Here is a 16,700-nt window from a genome sequence, read left to right as displayed (position 1 = left end):
CGAGTAGGAGCCGCCCGGCCCTCAGCCGGCGCGGAATCATAATTCGCCAGCCTAAAGGTAGCGGCTGCGGCCAGGCCACCGGAGTCCGCCGCGAAAAAACGCCGCTTTGCCTGGCTTATCCGGTTACGGGCTGCCGGGCCGGCACGCGGTACAAACACACCAGGGCCAGGGCCACGCTCACCGCGCTCAGGCCGTGGACCAGCGGCAGGCGGCCGGGCTCGTTGGAGTACAGCCAGCCCCCCAGAATAGCGCCCAGCCCAATGCCGATTTCCAGCGCGATGTACATGGTGGCTACCGCCCGCCCGCGCCGCTCCGGGTGGCTCAGGTCGATGGTCCAGGCGTAGAGGGCCGGCGAGTTCAGCCCCGTGGACAGGCCAAACAGCGCCGCCGCGGCCAGAAACACCAGCGGCGAGTGCGCCAGAATCAGCAGCACCAGGGCCCCGGCCATCATCAGCGTCGATACCCGCAGCACCGGCACGCGGCCGTAGCGGTCGGAGGCGCGGCCGGCCACCAAGCGGATCAGCAGCGAGGCCAGGGTGTAGCTGGTGAAAAACAAGCCCTTGTTGTCGATGCCCAGCGTGCGGCTTTGGTCGGGGGCCACGGTCAGCAGCACCCCAAACGGAAACAAACACAGCAGCGTCACCAGGGAGGGCATCAGCACCTGCGGCTCCAGCACCTCGTTCCAGCGAATGCGCAGCAGGCCCCAGCTGAAGCGCTGCCGCTGGGCCACCGGCAGGGTTTCCGTCATGGTGCCCTGCACCAGCACCGAGAGCAGGGCCGCGCCGCTGGAGAGGTAAAACAGGGTGTTCAGCGAAAACCACTGGGTGATGTAGCCGCCCACCGCCGGGCCCGCGGCCATGCCCAGGCTGCCGGCCACGCCCAGCAAACCCATGGCCTCGCCGCGCTTCTCGTAGGGGATGATGTCGGCAATGTAGGCCGCCGTGCCCGTGGGCTTGAAGCCGGTGCTGAAGCCGTGCAGCAGGCGCAACGTCAGAAACGAGGCCACGGTGCCGGCCCACACGTAGAAAAACCCGCAGATAAAGCACACCAACGAGCCCACCACCATCACCGGAATGCGCCCCACCGTGTCGGCCAGCTTGCCGCTGAAGGGGCGCGAGAGGCCCGCCGTGACGGTAAACAGCCCGATGATGAAGCCCTTGTAGTCGCCCCCGCCCAGGCGGGTGAGGTGGTCGGGCAGTTCGGGAATCAGCAGGTTGAAGCTCAGGAAAAACAGAAACGAGCTCAGGCACATCAGCCAGAAACCGGCTGAATAGACCTTGTCAGTAGTGGGCATAGGGCAGGCGTACGCGGATAACGCCGCAAAGGTAGCCCGCATTTTGGCGGGCAGCTCGTCGGCGGGCAATCCGGGATTAAGCCAATTGCCGCGCCGGGCCTCCAGGCCGGGAAGTATGGAGAAAGTACGGACCTACCCCGGACCTTGCACCGGAACCCGACCCGGAAAAATACCAAATCCGCCGCCGCACGGCAGGGGCTGCCAGCTCCAGCTTAAAGCAAGTGGTGCCCCGGCTCCAAGCCGTGGCACCACTACGTTTACTCCGCGCCGCCAGCACGCACCCCCTCGCCCTCAGGGCGTGCTCCAAGCCGGGGCAATACTCCCCGTCTGCGCCGCCGTGGCTTCCCCGCTTCGCACATCAGCTAATAGCTGTCAGCTAGCAGCCGGGGGGGAGGTCCACCCGCCCACCGCGCCGCCTGCGTATGCTGCCAAAACGGCCGCCGCCCGGTTTCGGCGCGGCGCTTGCCCTGATTGCCGCCCATGAGCTTCTGGACCAACCTGTTTCAATCGATATCGGCCCGCCGGCCCCGGCCCGAGGGCAAGCCCCAACTAAGTTTGCGCGAGCGGGCCGCCGCCCTGCGCCACATCCCGGCCTTCATGCGCCTGGTGTGGCAAACCAGTCCGCGCCTGCTGCTGGCCAACGCCGCCCTGCGCCTGCTGCGCGCGGCCCTGCCGCTGGCCGTGCTCTACGTGGCCCGGCTCATCATCGACGAGGTGGTGCGCCTGAGCCAGCTGCCCGACCCCGGCGCGGCCTCACTCACCCCGGTGCTCACGCTGGTGGCCCTGGAGCTGGGCCTGGCCATCCTGTCCGACGGCCTGGGCCGCGGCGTGGCTTTGCTCGACTCCCTGCTCGGCGACTTGCTGGCCAACCGCTCGTCGGTGCGGCTGATGGCCCACGCCGCCACCCTCGACCTCGACCAGTTTGAGGACGCCACTTTCTACGACAAGCTCGAGCGGGCCCGCCGCCAGACTTTGTCGCGCTCCACCCTCATGGCCCAGCTGCTGGGCCAGGCCCAGGACCTCATCACCATGCTGTTTCTGGCCGCCGGGCTGGTGGCCTTTCAGCCCTGGCTGCTGCTGCTGCTGGCCGTGGCCGTGGTGCCGGCCTTTCTGGGCGAGTCGCACTTCAACGAGCGCAGCTACTCCCTGGTGCACAGTTGGACGCCCGAGCGGCGCGAGCTGGACTACCTGCGCCAGACCGGTGCCTCCGACGAGACGGCCAAGGAAGTCAAGATCTTCGGCCTCTCGGGCTTTCTCATCGACCGGTTCGAAACGCTGTCGGCCGAGTTCTACGCCCGCAACAAGAGCCTGGTCATCCGCCGCGCCGGCTGGGGCACGGTCTTCGCCGCCATCGGCACGCTGGGCTACTACGCAGCCTACGTGTACCTGATCATGCAGGCGGCCCGCGGGCAGATGACCATCGGCCACCTCACCTTCCTGGCCGGCTCGTTTGCCCGCCTTCGCGGCCTGCTTGAGGGCGTGCTCAGCCGCTTCAGCGCCCTGGCCGACGGCGCGCTCTACCTGCAGGACTTCTTCGACTTCTTTGCCCTGCGCCCCCGCATCGTGCGCGACGCGGCCGCGCCCTACCGGCCCTTTCCGCGGCCCATCCGCGAGGGGTTTACCTTCGAGGAGGTGGGCTTTCAGTACCGCAGCGGCAGCCGTTGGGCCCTGCGCGGGCTGAGCTTCCGGCTGCGCGCCGGCGAAAAGCTGGCCCTGGTGGGCGAAAACGGGGCCGGCAAAACCACCCTGGTCAAGCTGCTGGCCCGCCTCTACGACCCCACCGAGGGCCGCATCCTGCTCGACGGCCACGACCTGCGCGAGTACGACCCGGCCGAGCTGCGCCAGGAAATCGGCGTCATCTTCCAGGACTTCGTGCGCTTCCAGCTGCCCGCCGGCCAGAACATCGCCGTGGGCCGCATCGATGAGCGCCAGAATCAGACCCGCATCGAGGGCGCCGCCGCCCGCAGCCTGGCCGACTCGGTGATTGAGAAGCTGCCCCAGGGCTACGAGCAGATGATCGGGCGGCGCTTCGCGGGCGGCGTCGATCTGAGCGGGGGCGAGTGGCAGAAGATTGCCCTGGGCCGCGCCTACATGCGCGACGCCCAGCTGCTGATTCTGGACGAGCCCACCGCCGCCCTCGACGCCCGCGCCGAGCACCAGGTGTTCCAGCGCTTCGCCGAGCTCACCCGCGGCAAGACGGCCGTGCTCATCTCGCACCGCTTCAGCACCGTGCGCATGGCCGACCGCATCCTGGTCATCGAGCACGGCCAGCTGCAGGAGCTGGGCTCGCACGACGAGCTGCTGGCCCGCGGCGGCCGCTACGCCGAGCTGTTCCAGCTGCAGGCCGCGGGGTATCGGTAACGCCAGCCTTACCTTGTGGCCCGCCATCCACAAACCCCGCCATGACGCGCTTCGAATACCTGCCCGACCTGCCCGCCGGCGCCACCCTGGAAGCCCTGCTCGACCTGCTCGCGCTGGTATTCGACGACCAAGACCGCGCCGCCTGGCTGGCCGAGCTGCGCTACCAGCAGGCCCGCGGCCCGGTGCAGCTCTGGCTGGCCTGGGCCGAGGGGCAGGTGGTGGGCTGTAAGCTGGGCTACGAGCGGAAGCCCGGGCATTACTACAGCTGGCTGGGAGCCGTGCGGCCCGAGCGGCGGGGCCAGGGCCTGGCGTCCGCGCTCATGGAGCAGCAGCACCAATGGTGCCGCCGGCAGGGCTACCGCCGCCTGCGCACCCAGACCTACAACCGCTGGCGCAGCATGCTCATCCTCAACCTGCGTCACGGCTTCGAGGTAGTAGGCACCTGCCAGGGCGCGCACGGGCTGATGATTGTGCTGGAAAAGGAGCTGCTGCCCGTGGGCGAAGCGGATGAGCGGCCCGGCCGCTAGCGGGCGTCGGCCAGCGGGGCGTTGCGCACCCGGATGATTTCGGCGGCCACACTGATGGCAATTTCCTCGGGCGTGCGGCTGTGAATGGGCAGCCCGATGGGCGTGTAGAGGCGGCGCAGCTGCGGCTCCTCGTAGCCGTCGGCGCGCAGGCCCGCGAGCAGCTGGGCAATTTTGGCCTCGCTGCCCATCAGCCCCAGGTAGGCCAGCCGGTGGTTGAGCAGTTGGCGCACGGCCACGTCGTCGGAGCGGTAGCCGAAGGTCATGATGACCACGTACTGGTTGGGGCCCTCGGGCACCTCGTAGGCCAGCTCCTCGTAGCTGCGCAGGGTGCGCTTTTCGTGCACGTGGGGGTTGATCAGCAGCGTGTTCAGCCCCGGCCGGTCGTCGAACACGGTCAGGTGGAAGTCCAGCGTACCCATCACCCGCGACAAGGCCAGCGCTACGTGCCCGCCGCCCACGATGGTGAGCCGGTCGCGGTAGCCCAACGGCTCACTGTAGTGCCAGTGCGCGGGGTTGAGCGCCGAGGCCTGCAGCTGGGCGGGGCGGCCGGTGTGGCCCAGGTGCACGCTCAGCTCGCCCAGGTGGGTGAGGTGCAGGGTACCGGGCAGGCCCTGCTCCAGCGCCTCGGCCGCGGCGTGCACCGTGGGCAGGTGGGCCGGCTGCAGGGGCAGCAGAATGAGCGTCTGCTGGCCCGAGCAAATCATGCCCGAGCGGTCGTGCGGGGCCTCGGCGCGGTGAATCTGCTCGCGCAGCAGCACGGTGTGGTCGCGGCGCTGCATCCGGTCGCGGGCCAGCTCCACAAACTTGTGCTCCATGATGCCCCCGCCCACCGAGCCCGTCATGCTGCCCGGGGCCACGCTCATCTTGAAGCCCTGCCGGCCGGGGCTGGCCCCGCTGCTCTGGGCCACCAGCAGCAGCGTAACGGGCACGCCGGCCCGCAGGCAGGCCATGGCGTGCTGCCACACGAGTAAGTCGCGCGGCACGGGAGACTGAACGGAAAGCGAATCCAAGGGGTGGGTGGGGTGGCGATTCAGCCGGTAAGAATACCGATTTGGTGGGGGATAAGCTAGCAAACCAGGTTTTCAGCCGCCGGCGGCCGCGGGTGCCCGGCCGGCACCGGACTCAGGCCAGCCAGCTCGCGCTCAGGGCGTAGTACACGGCCATGAGCCCCGAGAAGATGGCGCTGGCCAAAAAGCGACGCGGCGGCGGCACGTGGTTTTGAATCAGGTAGTTGGCCGCCAGCGACACGGGCACGTTCAGCGCAAACGAGCGGGTGGCAATGCTCAGCAGCTGCCAGTTGATGAGCTCCAGGCGGCCGCTGAAGAGGTGAATCAGCAGCAGGTGGCGGGCAATCCAGAGCGGGTTGAAGTACAGCAAACCCAGCGTGGCCCGCAGCAGCTTGCCGCCCAGGCCCGGCCGCGCCGGCACCCGCCGGTCGATCCAGCGGAAGTAGGCGGGAATCTCGCGGGCGTAAAGCAGGCTGCCCAGCGCGGCTACCCCCAGCAGCCGCGTCGCCTGAAACTGGTGCAGCAGCAGGGTGGCCACCGTGTCGCCCGCGGGATACACGATGAGGCCGCGCCAGAAATTGCGCCACCGGTCGGCGGCAGTCGGCGGGGGAGCGGCGGGCAGCGGAGTGGGCAAGGAGCAGCGGGCTGCCCCGGCTTGGGGACCGGGGCTAGGCGGAGGTTGAAGTGGCAGAAAAAGCCGCGGCGGGGCTGGCGGGCTGGGGCCGCGCGGCGTAGAGGTTCAGCAGTACTTTCTCGGGCGTGATGGGAGCCGAGAAGGCGGGGCGCAGGCCGGGGCGAAAGGCGCGCACGGCGTTGCGGATGGCGAAGTAGCCGCCCAGCCCGTACATCAGCGGCGGCTCGCCCACGGCCTTGGCCCGCAGAATAGCGTTGGGGTGGCCCGGCGTTTCCAGAAACTCCACGTCGAGCACCGGCGGCACGCTGTACAGATCGGGCACCTTGTAGGTGCTCAGGGCATTGCTGAGCAGGCGGCCATCGGGGTTGTAAATCAGCTCCTCCATGGTCATCCAGCCCAGGCCCTGCACCAGCCCGCCCTCAATCTGCCCGCGGTCGATGCCGGGCGTGAAGCTCTGGCCGAAGTCGTGCACCACGCGCACCGCGTCGATGTCGTAGGTGCCGCGCACGGCGTCGACGGTGGCCTGCACCAGGGCCGTGCCGTAGACGTGGTAGGCGAAGGGGTGGCCCTTTTCCTGGCCCGCGTCGAACCACAAATCGGGCGTGGCGTAGTGGGCCTGCTCGCTCAAACTCACCCGTTTCCAGTAGGCCGTCGACACCAGCTTTTCCCAGTCGGTTTCGGCGGGCTTGCCGGCGGCCAGCACCTGCTCGTCGCGAATTTCCAGGCCCTCGTAGTTCATCTTCAGGTCCTCGGCGGCGTGGCGCAGCAGGCGGGTGCGCAGCTCCCGGCAGGCCATTTCCACGGCCTTGCCGTTGAGGTCGGCCGTGGCCGAGGCGGCCGAGGGCGAGGTGTTGGCCACGCGGGTGGTGTTGGTGGTTTCCAGGCGCACCCGGCCGGGGCTGATGCCCAGGGTGCGCGCCGCCACCTGAATCATCTTGGTGTTGACGCCCTGGCCCATTTCCACCGCGCCGGTGCTCACGCCCACCGAGCCGTCGGTATAGATGTGCACCAGCGCCCGGGCCTGGTTCATGGCCGTTTTGGTGAACGAGATGCCGAAGCAGATGGGCATCACCGCCAGCCCGCGCTTGCGGTCGGGGTGCTCCTCATTGAAGGCGTCGACCTCAGCCTGCCACCGCTCCAGCCCGAATTTCTCGTCGGCCGCCCGCCAGCTCAGCTCCGCGTTGCAGTCTTCCACGCGCTGGCCGTAGGGAAACACCTGCCCGTCCTGCAGCAGGTTGCGGCGCTGAATTTCCCAGGCCGGCACGCCCAACTGCTCGGCCGCCTGGGCAATGGCCGACTCAATTACGAACATGCCCTGGGGCCCGCCGAAGCCGCGGAAGGCCGTGTTGGGCGGCAGGTGGGTGCGGCAGCTGTAGGCCGTGGCCCGCACGTTGGGAATGAAGTAGGTATTGCAGGCGTGAAACAGGGTACGCTCGAGCACGGCGGGCGAAAGGTCGGCCGCCGCGCCGGCGTTCTGGTAAAACGTCACCTCGTAGGCCAGCAGCCGCAAATCGGCCGAGAGGCCCAGCTTGAAGTCGGAGGAGTAGGGGTGGCGCTTGCCGGTCATGCGCAGGTCGTCGTGGCGCGACAGCACCAGCTTCACCGGCTTTTTCAGCACGAAGGCGGCCAGCGCGGCCAGGGCGCCCCAGGTGGTAGCCTGGTCTTCCTTGCCGCCGAAGCCGCCGCCCAGGCGCGTCACGTCTACTTCCACCTTGTGCATGCCCAGGCCCAATACCCGCGCCGTGTGGCGCTGCACGGCCGTAGGACCCTGGGTAGAGGAGTGCAGGCGTACGCCGCCGCCGTCGGTGGGGTAGGCGTAGGCGCCCTGGGTTTCGATGTACAGGTGCTCCTGCCCGCCGCTTTCGGCCGTGCCTTCGATGACGTGGGCGCAGTCGGCCCAGGCCGTGGCCGGGTCGCCGAGGCGGAAGGTGCGCGGCGGCACAATCAGCTCGCCCTGGGCCTGGGCCACGCGCGGGTCGGTGATGACGGGCAGCGGCTCGATGTCGGCCTCGATGAGCCGGACCGCGGCGCGGGCCTGGGGCTCGGTTTCGGCCAGCACCAGCGCTACCGGCATGCCCTGAAAGTGCACGTGCGAGCCGGCCAGCAGCTCCTCATCGGGCACGATGCCGCCGATCTGGTTTTCGCCGGGAATGTCCTGGGCGGTGAGAATGCGCACCACGCCCGGCGCGCGGCGGGCCGCTTCCAGGTTCAGGCCACGCAGCCGGCCGTGGGCCAGGGGCGAGCCGAACACGACCGCGTGCAAAGTGCCGCGCTGCACCGGAATGTCGTCGAGGTATTGCGATTCGCCGCGCACGTGGCCGGCAGCGTCGAGGTTGTGCATGGGCAGAAGGGCGTTTTTCGTTGTTGGTTTTTGGTTTTTCGACCGCGGCCGAAACCGTGCTGCCGGCGCTGGGTGTGGCGCAGCTGGTATGCTCAGTTCAGGGTAACCAGAAGCCGCCCAGCTACAAGGCTATTAGCGGCGAAAAACCATCAACCAATCACCAAAAACCAATAGGATTAAACCAGGTGCGAGAGGGCGAGCTGCTGAGGAAAGTGCTCGAGGAAGTGGGCAAACAGCAGCTGACGCAGCAGCAGGCGCTTGTACTCGGCGGTGCCGCGGGCGTCGGCTATGGGGCTGATTTCCTGCTGGGCCACTTCGCCCGCGGCCCGCAGGGTGTCGGCGCTCAGCACCCGGCCGCGCAGAAACGCCGAGGTCTGGGCCAGGTACAAGGGCGTCGGCCCCACGCCGCCGGCCGACAGCTCGGCGGCCTCGATAATGCCTTCGGCCACGCGCAGGCGGGCGGCCGAGTTCACGCTGGCAATGTCGAGGTGGGTGCGCTTGCTGACTTTCTCGAAGTTGAACACCTCACCCGCGGCCGGCGGCCGGAAGCTGATTTCCGTAAGCTGCTCGTCGGGCTGGCGGTTGAGCTGCTTGTAGCCGCGGTACAGCTCGCGCAGGGGCAGCTGGCGTCGCTGGCCGGCGGCGTTCTGCAGGGTCAGCTCGGCGTCGAGGGCCAGAAAGAAAATCGTCAGGTCGCCGATGGGCGAGGCGTTGACGAAGTTGCCGGCCACGGTGGCCATGTTGCGGATGGGCGTGCTGCTGACCAGCTTCAGGTGGCGGCGCAGCCGCGGGAAACGGGACTGCAGCAGCTCCGAGGCCCGCAGATCTTCCACGGTGGTGGCGCTGCCCAGGCGAATGCGGCCGTCGGCTTCTTCGCGGATAAAGCAGCGCTCAGCCTGGCCGTAGAGCAGCTGCACCTCGGCAGCCAGCACGTCGTCGGCGCGCTGCACCAGCAGGTCGGTGCCGCCGCCCAGCAGGTAGGCGGCCAGGGGCGCGGCCGCCTCGGCCGGCTCGCCGAGCTGCCCGCCGGTGCGGGCGGCCACGTCGGCCACGGTTTCGGCGCGCAGCGCGGCCAGGCGCGCGGGCATCTGCCGGAAGTACGCGGGCACGAAGCCCTGCTCCACCAGCCAGCCCAGCTGCTCGGGTGCGGCGTCGCGCGCTGCGAGGCCGGCCGTGAGCCGGTCGGTGGCCCGCTCCAGCGACTTGTAGCCGGTGCAGCGGCAGATGTTGCCGTCGATGGCGGCGCGTCCGGCCTCGGCCGTAGCGGTGCCGCCCAGGCAGTGGCCGGTGAGCGACATCACGAAGCCGGGGGTGCAGAAGCCGCACTGGGTGCCGCCCTCGGCCACAATAGCCTGCTGCACCGGGGTGAGTTCCCCGCCCTGCGGGCTGATGCCCTCCACCGTGACGATGTGCCGGCCGTGGGCATTGCCCAGGGGCGTGAGGCAGCTGGTCATGGACTGGTAGCGCACCACGGGCTGGCCAGTGGCATCCGTCTGCAGCTCGCCCACCAGCATGGTGCAGGCGCCGCAGTCGCCCTCGCGGCAGCCGATTTTGGTGCCGGTCAGGTGCTGGTGGTAGCGGACGTAGTCGAGCAAAGTGCTGCCGGCCCGCAGGGTGGGCCGCACAAGCTGGTCGTTGAGGTAAAACTGAAGCATAGGGGCGAAAAACGGCCAGGCCGGACAGGCAAGATACCGAAAACCGCCAAGTCGGCCAGCCACCCGGCAGTAGGGCGATGATAATCAAAAGACTAGCGCACCCCGGTTGCGACTTTTTCGTACCTTCCTAGTCCTGCGAAAACTCCCACAACCCTCCGCTTATGAAAGCCACCGCTACTGCCACCGTACTGCTGGGCTTCGTGCTCAGCGGCTGCTTCACCGCCCGCGAAAGCCGCATCGAGTCGGACTACAGCTACGCGGGGGATTTTCGCAACTACCGCACCTACAACTTCCTCGAGTCGAACGCCACGCCCGACACCAGCCAGCTGGCTATGACCGTGCGCGAGGCCATTCAGACCCACCTTCGCTCGCAGGGCTACCGGCTGGCCAACCGCCGCCCCGATTTGCTGGTGTCGTACCGCGTATTCGACGGGGCCATGCGCTTTACCGGCTACGACCAGCCCGACCTGACCCAGTGGATCAAGAAGGAAACCGTGGAAACGGAGGAAACCCCCGAGGAGCAGCGCCAGGGTTACCGGCGGGTGCGCTACCTGCTCAGCGACGGCACCCTGCTCATCACCCTGATTGAGCGTAAAAACGGGCGGGCCGTGTGGCAGGGCTACGCTTCCAACGTGTCGGCGCCCATGGGCTCCCAGGCCGTGGTGGTCATGCGCCGCGCCGTGCGCTCCATCTTCGACCGCTACCGCGTGCTCTCGCAGGATTACCAGGCCCAGGAAGCCCAGATGCGCTGAACACCGCTTGGGCGGGCACGAAAAAAGCGTTGCAGCTCCCGTTGGTGGGGGCCGCAACGCTTCGTTTTTTCCAGCGGAAACTAGCGCCGCTTGTTGGGCAGGCGGAACTGCAAACCCAGCGAGGGAATGATGGTGACGCCCTTGAGCTTGGCTTCCTTGTTGTTGAGCAGGGGGTAGGTGCCGTAGTTCTGGTAGTAAATGGCCAGGGCGGGCAGGAAGTAGGCGTAGCGGTAGCCCAGCTTGAAGTTGACGAAGCCGCCCAGTGCCCCGTAGCTTTCCCGGCCGATGACCTTGGGCAGCTTCTGGGTGGTTTGGCCGCTGCCCGGCCCGGTGTAGATTTTGCCGGGCTCGATGCCGTACTTGAGAAACGAGCGGCTGTAGGCCAGCCCGTACGACACGTTGCCGATTTCTTCCTCGGCCCCGAACGAGTGGCTGAACACCAGCGGCACCAGCACGTCGATGCGGCGCATGGTGAAGCCCAGCAAATCTTCGGCGTCGGCCAGGAACGGAATGCTGGGCAGCTTGGCGCGCTGGGTCGAGAACTGCACGCCCACGCTGCCGTAGTTGGCCCCGGCCGCGCCCTGGGGTTTCTCCACCGTGCCCAGCGGCCCCATAAACTGGTACATGGCGTCGACGCTGTGGGCCCCGAACGAGTACTTGTAGCCCACGTCGAGGCGGTCGATGACGCCGTAGCGCAAGTACAGGTCGGAGGTGGCCACGCTCGGGTCGAGGGCGTAGGCCAGGGCGGCTTCCTGGATTTTGTCGAGGGCGGGGCGGTAGTTGATGGTATCCTTGGCGGCGGCTTCCTCCACCAGCGACTTCACCGCCCCGGTGGCTTTGCCGATGGCCGCGGTGCCGATGTTGAAGCCCATGTTGCCCCCGGCCCGGAACTCGCCCCGGGGCGTGACTTTGCCCGAATGAATAACGGAGCGGGGGGCCGTGCAGGCGGCCAGCAGCAGCAACGCCAGGGCCGGCAGCCGGCGCAGCAGGAAGTAAGGACGAATCATAAGGCGAAGTAAGGGGGCGAAGGCGAATATGCCGCGGCCGCGCCGCACGAAAATCGGGCCGAAACCCCGGCCCACCGCCCGGATTTATCAACCTTTGCGCCCCACATGCTCACCGTACTGCTCACCTGGCTGCTGGCCGCGGCCCTTACTACCACGCTGGGCGCCGCGGCCTACGACCGGCGGCCCCGCGCCGGCGCGCCCGTCCCGCCTCCGCCGGCCGAGTGGCTGAGCGCCGTGGGGCTGGCTTTGCTCACGGCCGGGCTGCAGCTGTGGTCGTTGGCCGCTTCCGTGGGCAGCGCCCGGCCGGTGCTGGCCGCGGCCGCCGTGCTGGTGCTGGTTAGCCGGCGCCGGGCCGTGGCGCAGTGGCTGCGGACGCTTTGGCAAGCCCTCCGCCGGCCGGCCGGTAAGACCACCGCTCTGCTGACCGCCGTGCTGCTGGGCTGGGTGCTGGTGTACGCCTCGCAGCGGCCCCTGAGCTTCGACGTGGGCCTCTACACCCTGCAAACCCTGCAGTGGGCCGAGCACTACCCAGTTATGCCGGGACTGGGCAACCTGCACGGACGCCTGGCTTTCAACTCCAGCTGGTTTTTGCCCACGGCGCTGCTGAAGCTGCCCACCCCCGCCGGCGCGGCCTACGGGCTCAGCAGCTACCCGCTGGCCTTGCTGGCCGTGGCGGCCGGTCGGGGGCTGAGTCAGGGGCTGCGCCACCCTGGGGCTACGGGCGCGGGGGCCTGGGCTCCGCTGGTGCTGGTGCTGGTGCTGCTGCACTTCTTTCAGAGTCGCCTGTCCTCGGCCCTCACTGACAGCCCGGCGGCCGCGCTGCTGAGTTTGCTGGGGTTGCACTACGCGGCCTGCTGGCGCCGCGCCGCCGGCCTGGGCCGCGCCGATGCGCTGGCGGGGCTGCTGGTGGCGTTGTTGCTGGTCACCATTAAGCTCTCGGTGCTGCCGGTGCTGCTGCTGGCGGCCCAAGCGCTTTGGTCCACGCGTCGGTTGGCAGGGCGCGCGGCCTGGCTGATGCCGCTGGGGCTGGCGGGGCTGGTACTGGGGCCGTGGCTGGCGCGCAACGCGCTGCTCTCGGGCTACCTGGTGTACCCGCTGCCCGCCCTCGACTGGCTGAGCGTTGACTGGAAGGTACCCGCCGAGGCGGCCCGCATCGAGCAGAACCTTATTGTGAATCTGGCGCGCAACCTGCCGCACGCGGTGGCCGCCGGGCCGGTGGCGGCGAACTGGAGCTGGCTGGGGCAGTGGTGGGCGCTGAGCCGGCCCGATCAGCAGGCGTTGCTGCTGGTGGCGGCCCTGTCGGTGCTGGCTGCTGCCTGGCGCTGGCGGCGGGGCGTGCCGCGGGTTGAAACCGGCTGGGCCGTGGGCTGGCTCACGGGCTGGCTGGGCAGCGGATTCTGGCTGCTGGCCGCCCCCGACTTTCGTTTCGGCCTGGGCTTTCTGCTGCTGGCGGCCCTCTCGCCCTGGCTGGCCGCCGAGGCGCCGCTGCCGGGACCCCGCGGGCGGCTGGTGCTGGGGGCGGCGCTGCTACTGTGGCTGGGCCAGCAAATGCGCGACCCGCTTTACCACCTGCGCACCGACCCGCCCCGCTTCGCCACCCGCGTGCTCTGGCCCGAGCCGGCGCCCGCGGCTGCAACCGTGCCCTGGCCCATTGGCGGGGGCTGGGTGCGGGTACCGCAGCGGGGCTGGCAGTGCTACGCCGCGCCCCTGCCCTGCGCGCGCTGCGGCGAAACCGGCCTGATGCGGCGCGGCCCCCGGCTGAGCCAGGGCTTCCGCCGTCGGCCCTGAGCCGGGCTGCCGTTTTTCGGTGGTGGCTTAGACCAACGCCGTTTTTTTCACCTTGCGGCTCTTTTCGCCCCGACTATGCTGGCCGTTTTCCTGCTTTGGCTGCTGACCTCCGCCGCGACCCTGGTGCTGGGCCGGGCCGGCTATGTGGCGGCCGGGCGGCTGGGCTTGCTGGACGCCCGTTCCGCGCCGGCGCCGGAGTGGCTGTGCGTGCTGGGGCTAAGCCTGCTCACGGCCGCGCTGCAGTTGGTTTCGCTGGTAATGCCCGTGAACAACAGTTTACGACTGGGCCTGCTGGCTGCGGTGCTGGCCTTGGGCTGGGCGCAGCGCCGTGCGCTGGCCGCGCTGCTTTACGCGCAGTGGCCCCGACAACTGCGCGACTGGGTGGCCGCGGCCGCCCTGGGTTGGCTGTTGGGCTGCCTGCTGCTGCTCACGAGCATGCCGCTGGTCAACCCCGACACCGGGCTGTATCATTTGCAGGCCATTCAGTGGAATCAGCTCTACCCGGTGGTGCCGGGGCTGGGCAACGTGCACGGGCGACTGGCCTTCAACTCCAGCTGGTTTCTAACCGAAGCCCTGCTGCCCCTGCCTACGCCGGCCGGCGCGGCCTATTGCCTGAGCAGCTACTGGCTGGCGCTGCTGGCCGCCGTGGGCGTGCGCAGCGTGGCCCGCGCCGCGCCGGGTGCCCGGCTGGTGGCCGCGGCGCCGCTGCTGTTGCTGGTGCTACTGCTCACCTACTTCCGCACCTGGGTTTCCTCGCCCTCGCCCGATTTCGTGGTAACGGTACTGCTGCTGCTGATTTTCTGGCTGCTGGCCCGGCCGGGTAAGGCCGCAGGTACCGCCGCGGCCGAGCAGGAAAATGTTCTGGTGGGGCTAGTGCTGGGGCTGGTGGCCGTCAGCGTCAAGCTCTCGGTGCTGCCGGTGCTGCTACTGCCCACGCTGCTGTTGCTGCGCCGCCCGCAGCCGCGGCAGTTGCTGGCCGCGGGGGCGCTGGCGGGGCTGGTGCTGGGGCCGTGGCTGGGGCGCAACGCGCTGCTCTCGGGCTACCTGGTGTACCCGCTGCCCGCCCTCGACTGGCTGAGCGTTGACTGGAAAATTCCGCGCGAGCTGGTGCAGGCCGAGTACAACGTCATTGTGAACATGGCCCGGCAGGTCAGTCGCGCCGCGGCGGCCGGCCCGGTCGGCGACTGGGGGGGAGCGTGGTGGCAGCCCTGGTGGCGGGCGCAGACCGCTTTCAACCAAGTGCTGCTCGGGGCCGTGGCTGTTTCCCCGCTGGTAGCGGCCGGGGCTGGCTGGCAACGCCGCCGCGCTGAGCTTCCGGCTGCGAGGCGCTGGCTGCTGGGCTGGGCGGTGGCCCTGCTGGGCGGTGCGTTCTGGCTGGCTTCGGCCCCCGACGTGCGCTTCGGCCTGGGTTTTCTGTTGCTGGCCGCGCTCTGGCCCTGGCTGGCTTTGGCCCAGACGGCCGCATCGGCCGCAGTCAGCCGCTGGCTGGCCCGCGGCCTGTTGCTGCTCTTGCTGCTGTGGTCCGTCAACGAATGGCGCGACCCGCTCTACCAGCTGCGCCACCAGCCCGCCGCCTTTGCCCGCCGGCTGGGCTGGCCCGATGCCGGCCCAGCGGCCGCCACCCGCACCGTGCCGGTGCCCGGCGGAGTGCTGCGGGTGCCGCAGCGGGGCGCGCAGTGCTGGAGTGCGCCCGTACCCTGTTCCTACCACGTACCCGCCGGCCTGCAGTGGCGCGGCCCTTCGGCGGGCGACGGGTTTCGCATTCGCTAAAGCCGGCAGGGCCCCAAGCCGGAGTTCAAACGTATTAAAGCTGAGCCCCGGCAGCCGCAGCGCGGCCCCACGGCAATAGCCACAGGGGCCATAAGAACGGGCCGGGCTGCGGTGGAGCGGTACCTTGCCCGCGCGGCATAAGGTGCCGGAGCATGGGTTTGGATTTCGTCGCGCTAGGCTATTGCCGCCGCGCCGCGGCTGAAAAGTGGACGGCGCGAATTCCCGCCAGCAAGCAAGGATGCTGGCGGACGGTGGCCAGTCCGTAGCAGAAAGCTTGTAGCAATTCTATACGCTACAGGTTTTTCGGACTACTAACTCCGCGAGCTGTTCTGCCCGGGAACTGAGAGCCGGAGGCAGGAATGCCAGGAGACCCGGCTGGGCGCGGTTGCCGGCTCCCCGGGCGGGCCCCGGACTTTTGTCGTTACTTGCCCGGCGCAATTCGGAACCTTCGGCATTCATGAATATTCTCTACGGCGTGCCCGGCGAAGGCCTGGGCCACGCCACCCGCAGCAAAGTCATCATCGGCCACCTGCTGGCGCAGGGCCACGACGTGCAGGTGGTCAGCAGCAGCCGGGCCTACCAGCTGCTGGCCGCCAACTTCCCGGGGCGGGTGCGCGAAATCCGCGGCTTTCACCTGGCCTACAAGCACCTCACCGTGTCGAAAAGCCAGACGGCGGCCCTCACCCTGCGCGCGGCGCCCGAGAGCCTACGCCTGAACTTCCAGCGCTACCACGACCTGCTGCGCAACTGCTGCCGCTTCGACCTGGTGATTTCCGACTTCGAGTCGTTCAGCTACTTTTTCGCCAAAACCCAACGGCTGCCGGTTATCAGCATCGACAACATGCAGATCATCAGCCGGGCCCGGCTCGACGTGACCGTGCCCCGCACCGAGCGCGGCAACCTGCAGCTGGCCCGCAGCATCGTGCGCGCCAAGCTGCCCCGCTCGCGGCACTACCTGGTCACCACCTTCTTCCGCCCGCCGCTGGCCCGCCCCGCCACCACGCTGGTGCCGCCCATCATCAGGCCCGAAATCGTGGCCCGCAAGCCCACCCGCGGCCGCCACGTGCTGGTGTACCAGTCGAGCACCAACCAGGCCGACCTGGTGAGCCAGCTCCAGCAGCTGCCCCAGCAGGAGTTTCGCGTGTACGGCTTCAACCGCGCCGAAGACCACGGCAACGTGCAGCTGCGCCCGTTTTCGGAGGAAGGCTTCATTGCCGACCTAGCCTCGGCCCGCGCCGTGGTTACCAACGGCGGCTTCTCGCTGATTTCCGAGGCCATTTACCTGCGCAAGCCGGTGTGCGCCATTCCCATTCCGGCCCAGTTCGAGCAGTGGCTCAACGCGGCCCAGGTGGAGCAGCAGGGCTACGGCCGGCACTTCCCGGCCCTCACGCCCGACAACCTCAAGGCCTTTCTCTACGACCTCAACCCGTTTGAGCAAGCCCTGGGCGAGTACCAGCAGCAAGGCAACGAGGAGCTGTTTGAGGCCCTGGACGTGCTGCTGAAGGAAATCGGGCGGGGAGCATAGAGCCAGCTGCGAGCGTTTCAGGCCCGAGGCGACGGGCAG

The 16,700-nt window shown here is 68.9% G+C and carries 12 protein-coding genes; 6 read left to right on the top strand and 6 right to left on the bottom strand.

All coding sequences use genetic code 11. The features are described 5' to 3' along the window. Positions 1–115: 115 nt before the first annotated feature. On the bottom strand, positions 116–1,294 hold the full coding sequence (locus ACE191_RS09960) for an MFS transporter (protein ID WP_400192053.1): 1,179 nt from the start codon (positions 1,292–1,294) through the stop codon (positions 116–118). A 480-nt stretch (positions 1,295–1,774) separates the two neighbouring features. On the opposite strand from ACE191_RS09960, the gene ACE191_RS09955 reads away from it, so the two are divergent. Both ACE191_RS09955 and ACE191_RS09950 read left to right on the top strand, forming a co-directional pair. Further along, entirely contained in the window at positions 1,775–3,655 is a 1,881-nt protein-coding gene (locus ACE191_RS09955) for an ABC transporter ATP-binding protein (RefSeq protein ID WP_400192052.1), read from the top strand. Between the two features lie 41 nt (positions 3,656–3,696). Then, a complete protein-coding gene (locus tag ACE191_RS09950; protein WP_400192051.1) occupies positions 3,697–4,182 on the top strand; it encodes a GNAT family N-acetyltransferase in 486 nt (161 codons plus the stop codon). On the opposite strand, the gene ACE191_RS09945 is transcribed toward ACE191_RS09950, so the two are convergent. From ACE191_RS09945 to ACE191_RS09930, 4 genes are all read right to left on the bottom strand, one after another. Further along, complete coding sequence (locus tag ACE191_RS09945; protein WP_400192050.1) at positions 4,179–5,165, bottom strand: XdhC family protein; 987 nt, start codon at positions 5,163–5,165, stop codon at positions 4,179–4,181. The genes ACE191_RS09950 and ACE191_RS09945 overlap by 4 nt on opposite strands. 139 nt (positions 5,166–5,304) lie before the next feature. Continuing rightward, the gene (locus ACE191_RS09940; protein WP_400192049.1) at positions 5,305–5,823 is read right to left on the bottom strand and encodes a hypothetical protein; all 519 of its coding nucleotides are present in this window, start codon (positions 5,821–5,823) and stop codon (positions 5,305–5,307) included. Positions 5,824–5,857: 34 nt separating this feature from the next. Next, a complete protein-coding gene (locus ACE191_RS09935; RefSeq protein WP_400192048.1) occupies positions 5,858–8,164 on the bottom strand; it encodes a xanthine dehydrogenase molybdopterin binding subunit in 2,307 nt (768 codons plus the stop codon). Positions 8,165–8,340: 176 nt separating this feature from the next. Further along, positions 8,341–9,819: an FAD binding domain-containing protein gene (locus tag ACE191_RS09930; RefSeq protein WP_400192047.1), complete on the bottom strand. Its 1,479-nt coding sequence runs from the start codon at positions 9,817–9,819 to the stop codon at positions 8,341–8,343. A gap of 161 nt (positions 9,820–9,980) precedes the next feature. Here ACE191_RS09930 and ACE191_RS09925 point away from each other — a divergent pair, with 161 nt between their 5' ends. Then, positions 9,981–10,571, top strand: a complete 591-nt coding sequence (locus tag ACE191_RS09925) for a DUF4136 domain-containing protein (RefSeq protein ID WP_400192046.1) — start codon at positions 9,981–9,983, stop codon at positions 10,569–10,571. A gap of 80 nt (positions 10,572–10,651) precedes the next feature. Here the strand turns inward: ACE191_RS09925 and ACE191_RS09920 are convergent, their stop codons facing one another. Then, positions 10,652–11,578 (bottom strand): hypothetical protein, encoded by a 927-nt coding sequence (locus ACE191_RS09920; protein WP_400192045.1) that lies wholly within the window; start codon positions 11,576–11,578, stop codon positions 10,652–10,654. 105 nt (positions 11,579–11,683) lie between these two features. On the opposite strand from ACE191_RS09920, the gene ACE191_RS09915 reads away from it, so the two are divergent. From ACE191_RS09915 to ACE191_RS09905, 3 genes are all read left to right on the top strand, one after another. Further along, a complete protein-coding gene (locus ACE191_RS09915) occupies positions 11,684–13,366 on the top strand; it encodes an LIC_10190 family membrane protein (protein ID WP_400192044.1) in 1,683 nt (560 codons plus the stop codon). Between the two features lie 75 nt (positions 13,367–13,441). Further along, on the top strand, positions 13,442–15,136 hold the full coding sequence (locus ACE191_RS09910) for an LIC_10190 family membrane protein (RefSeq protein WP_400192043.1): 1,695 nt from the start codon (positions 13,442–13,444) through the stop codon (positions 15,134–15,136). 457 nt (positions 15,137–15,593) lie between these two features. Continuing rightward, the gene (locus ACE191_RS09905; protein ID WP_400192042.1) at positions 15,594–16,661 is read left to right on the top strand and encodes an MJ1255/VC2487 family glycosyltransferase; all 1,068 of its coding nucleotides are present in this window, start codon (positions 15,594–15,596) and stop codon (positions 16,659–16,661) included. Positions 16,662–16,700: the final 39 nt, after the last annotated feature.

The organism is Hymenobacter sp. B81 (assembly GCF_044628455.1).
Classification (GTDB): Bacteria; Bacteroidota; Bacteroidia; order Cytophagales; family Hymenobacteraceae; genus Solirubrum.
Note: the sequence above shows the minus strand (reverse complement) of the source record. Positions and strands in the feature narration are given on the sequence as shown.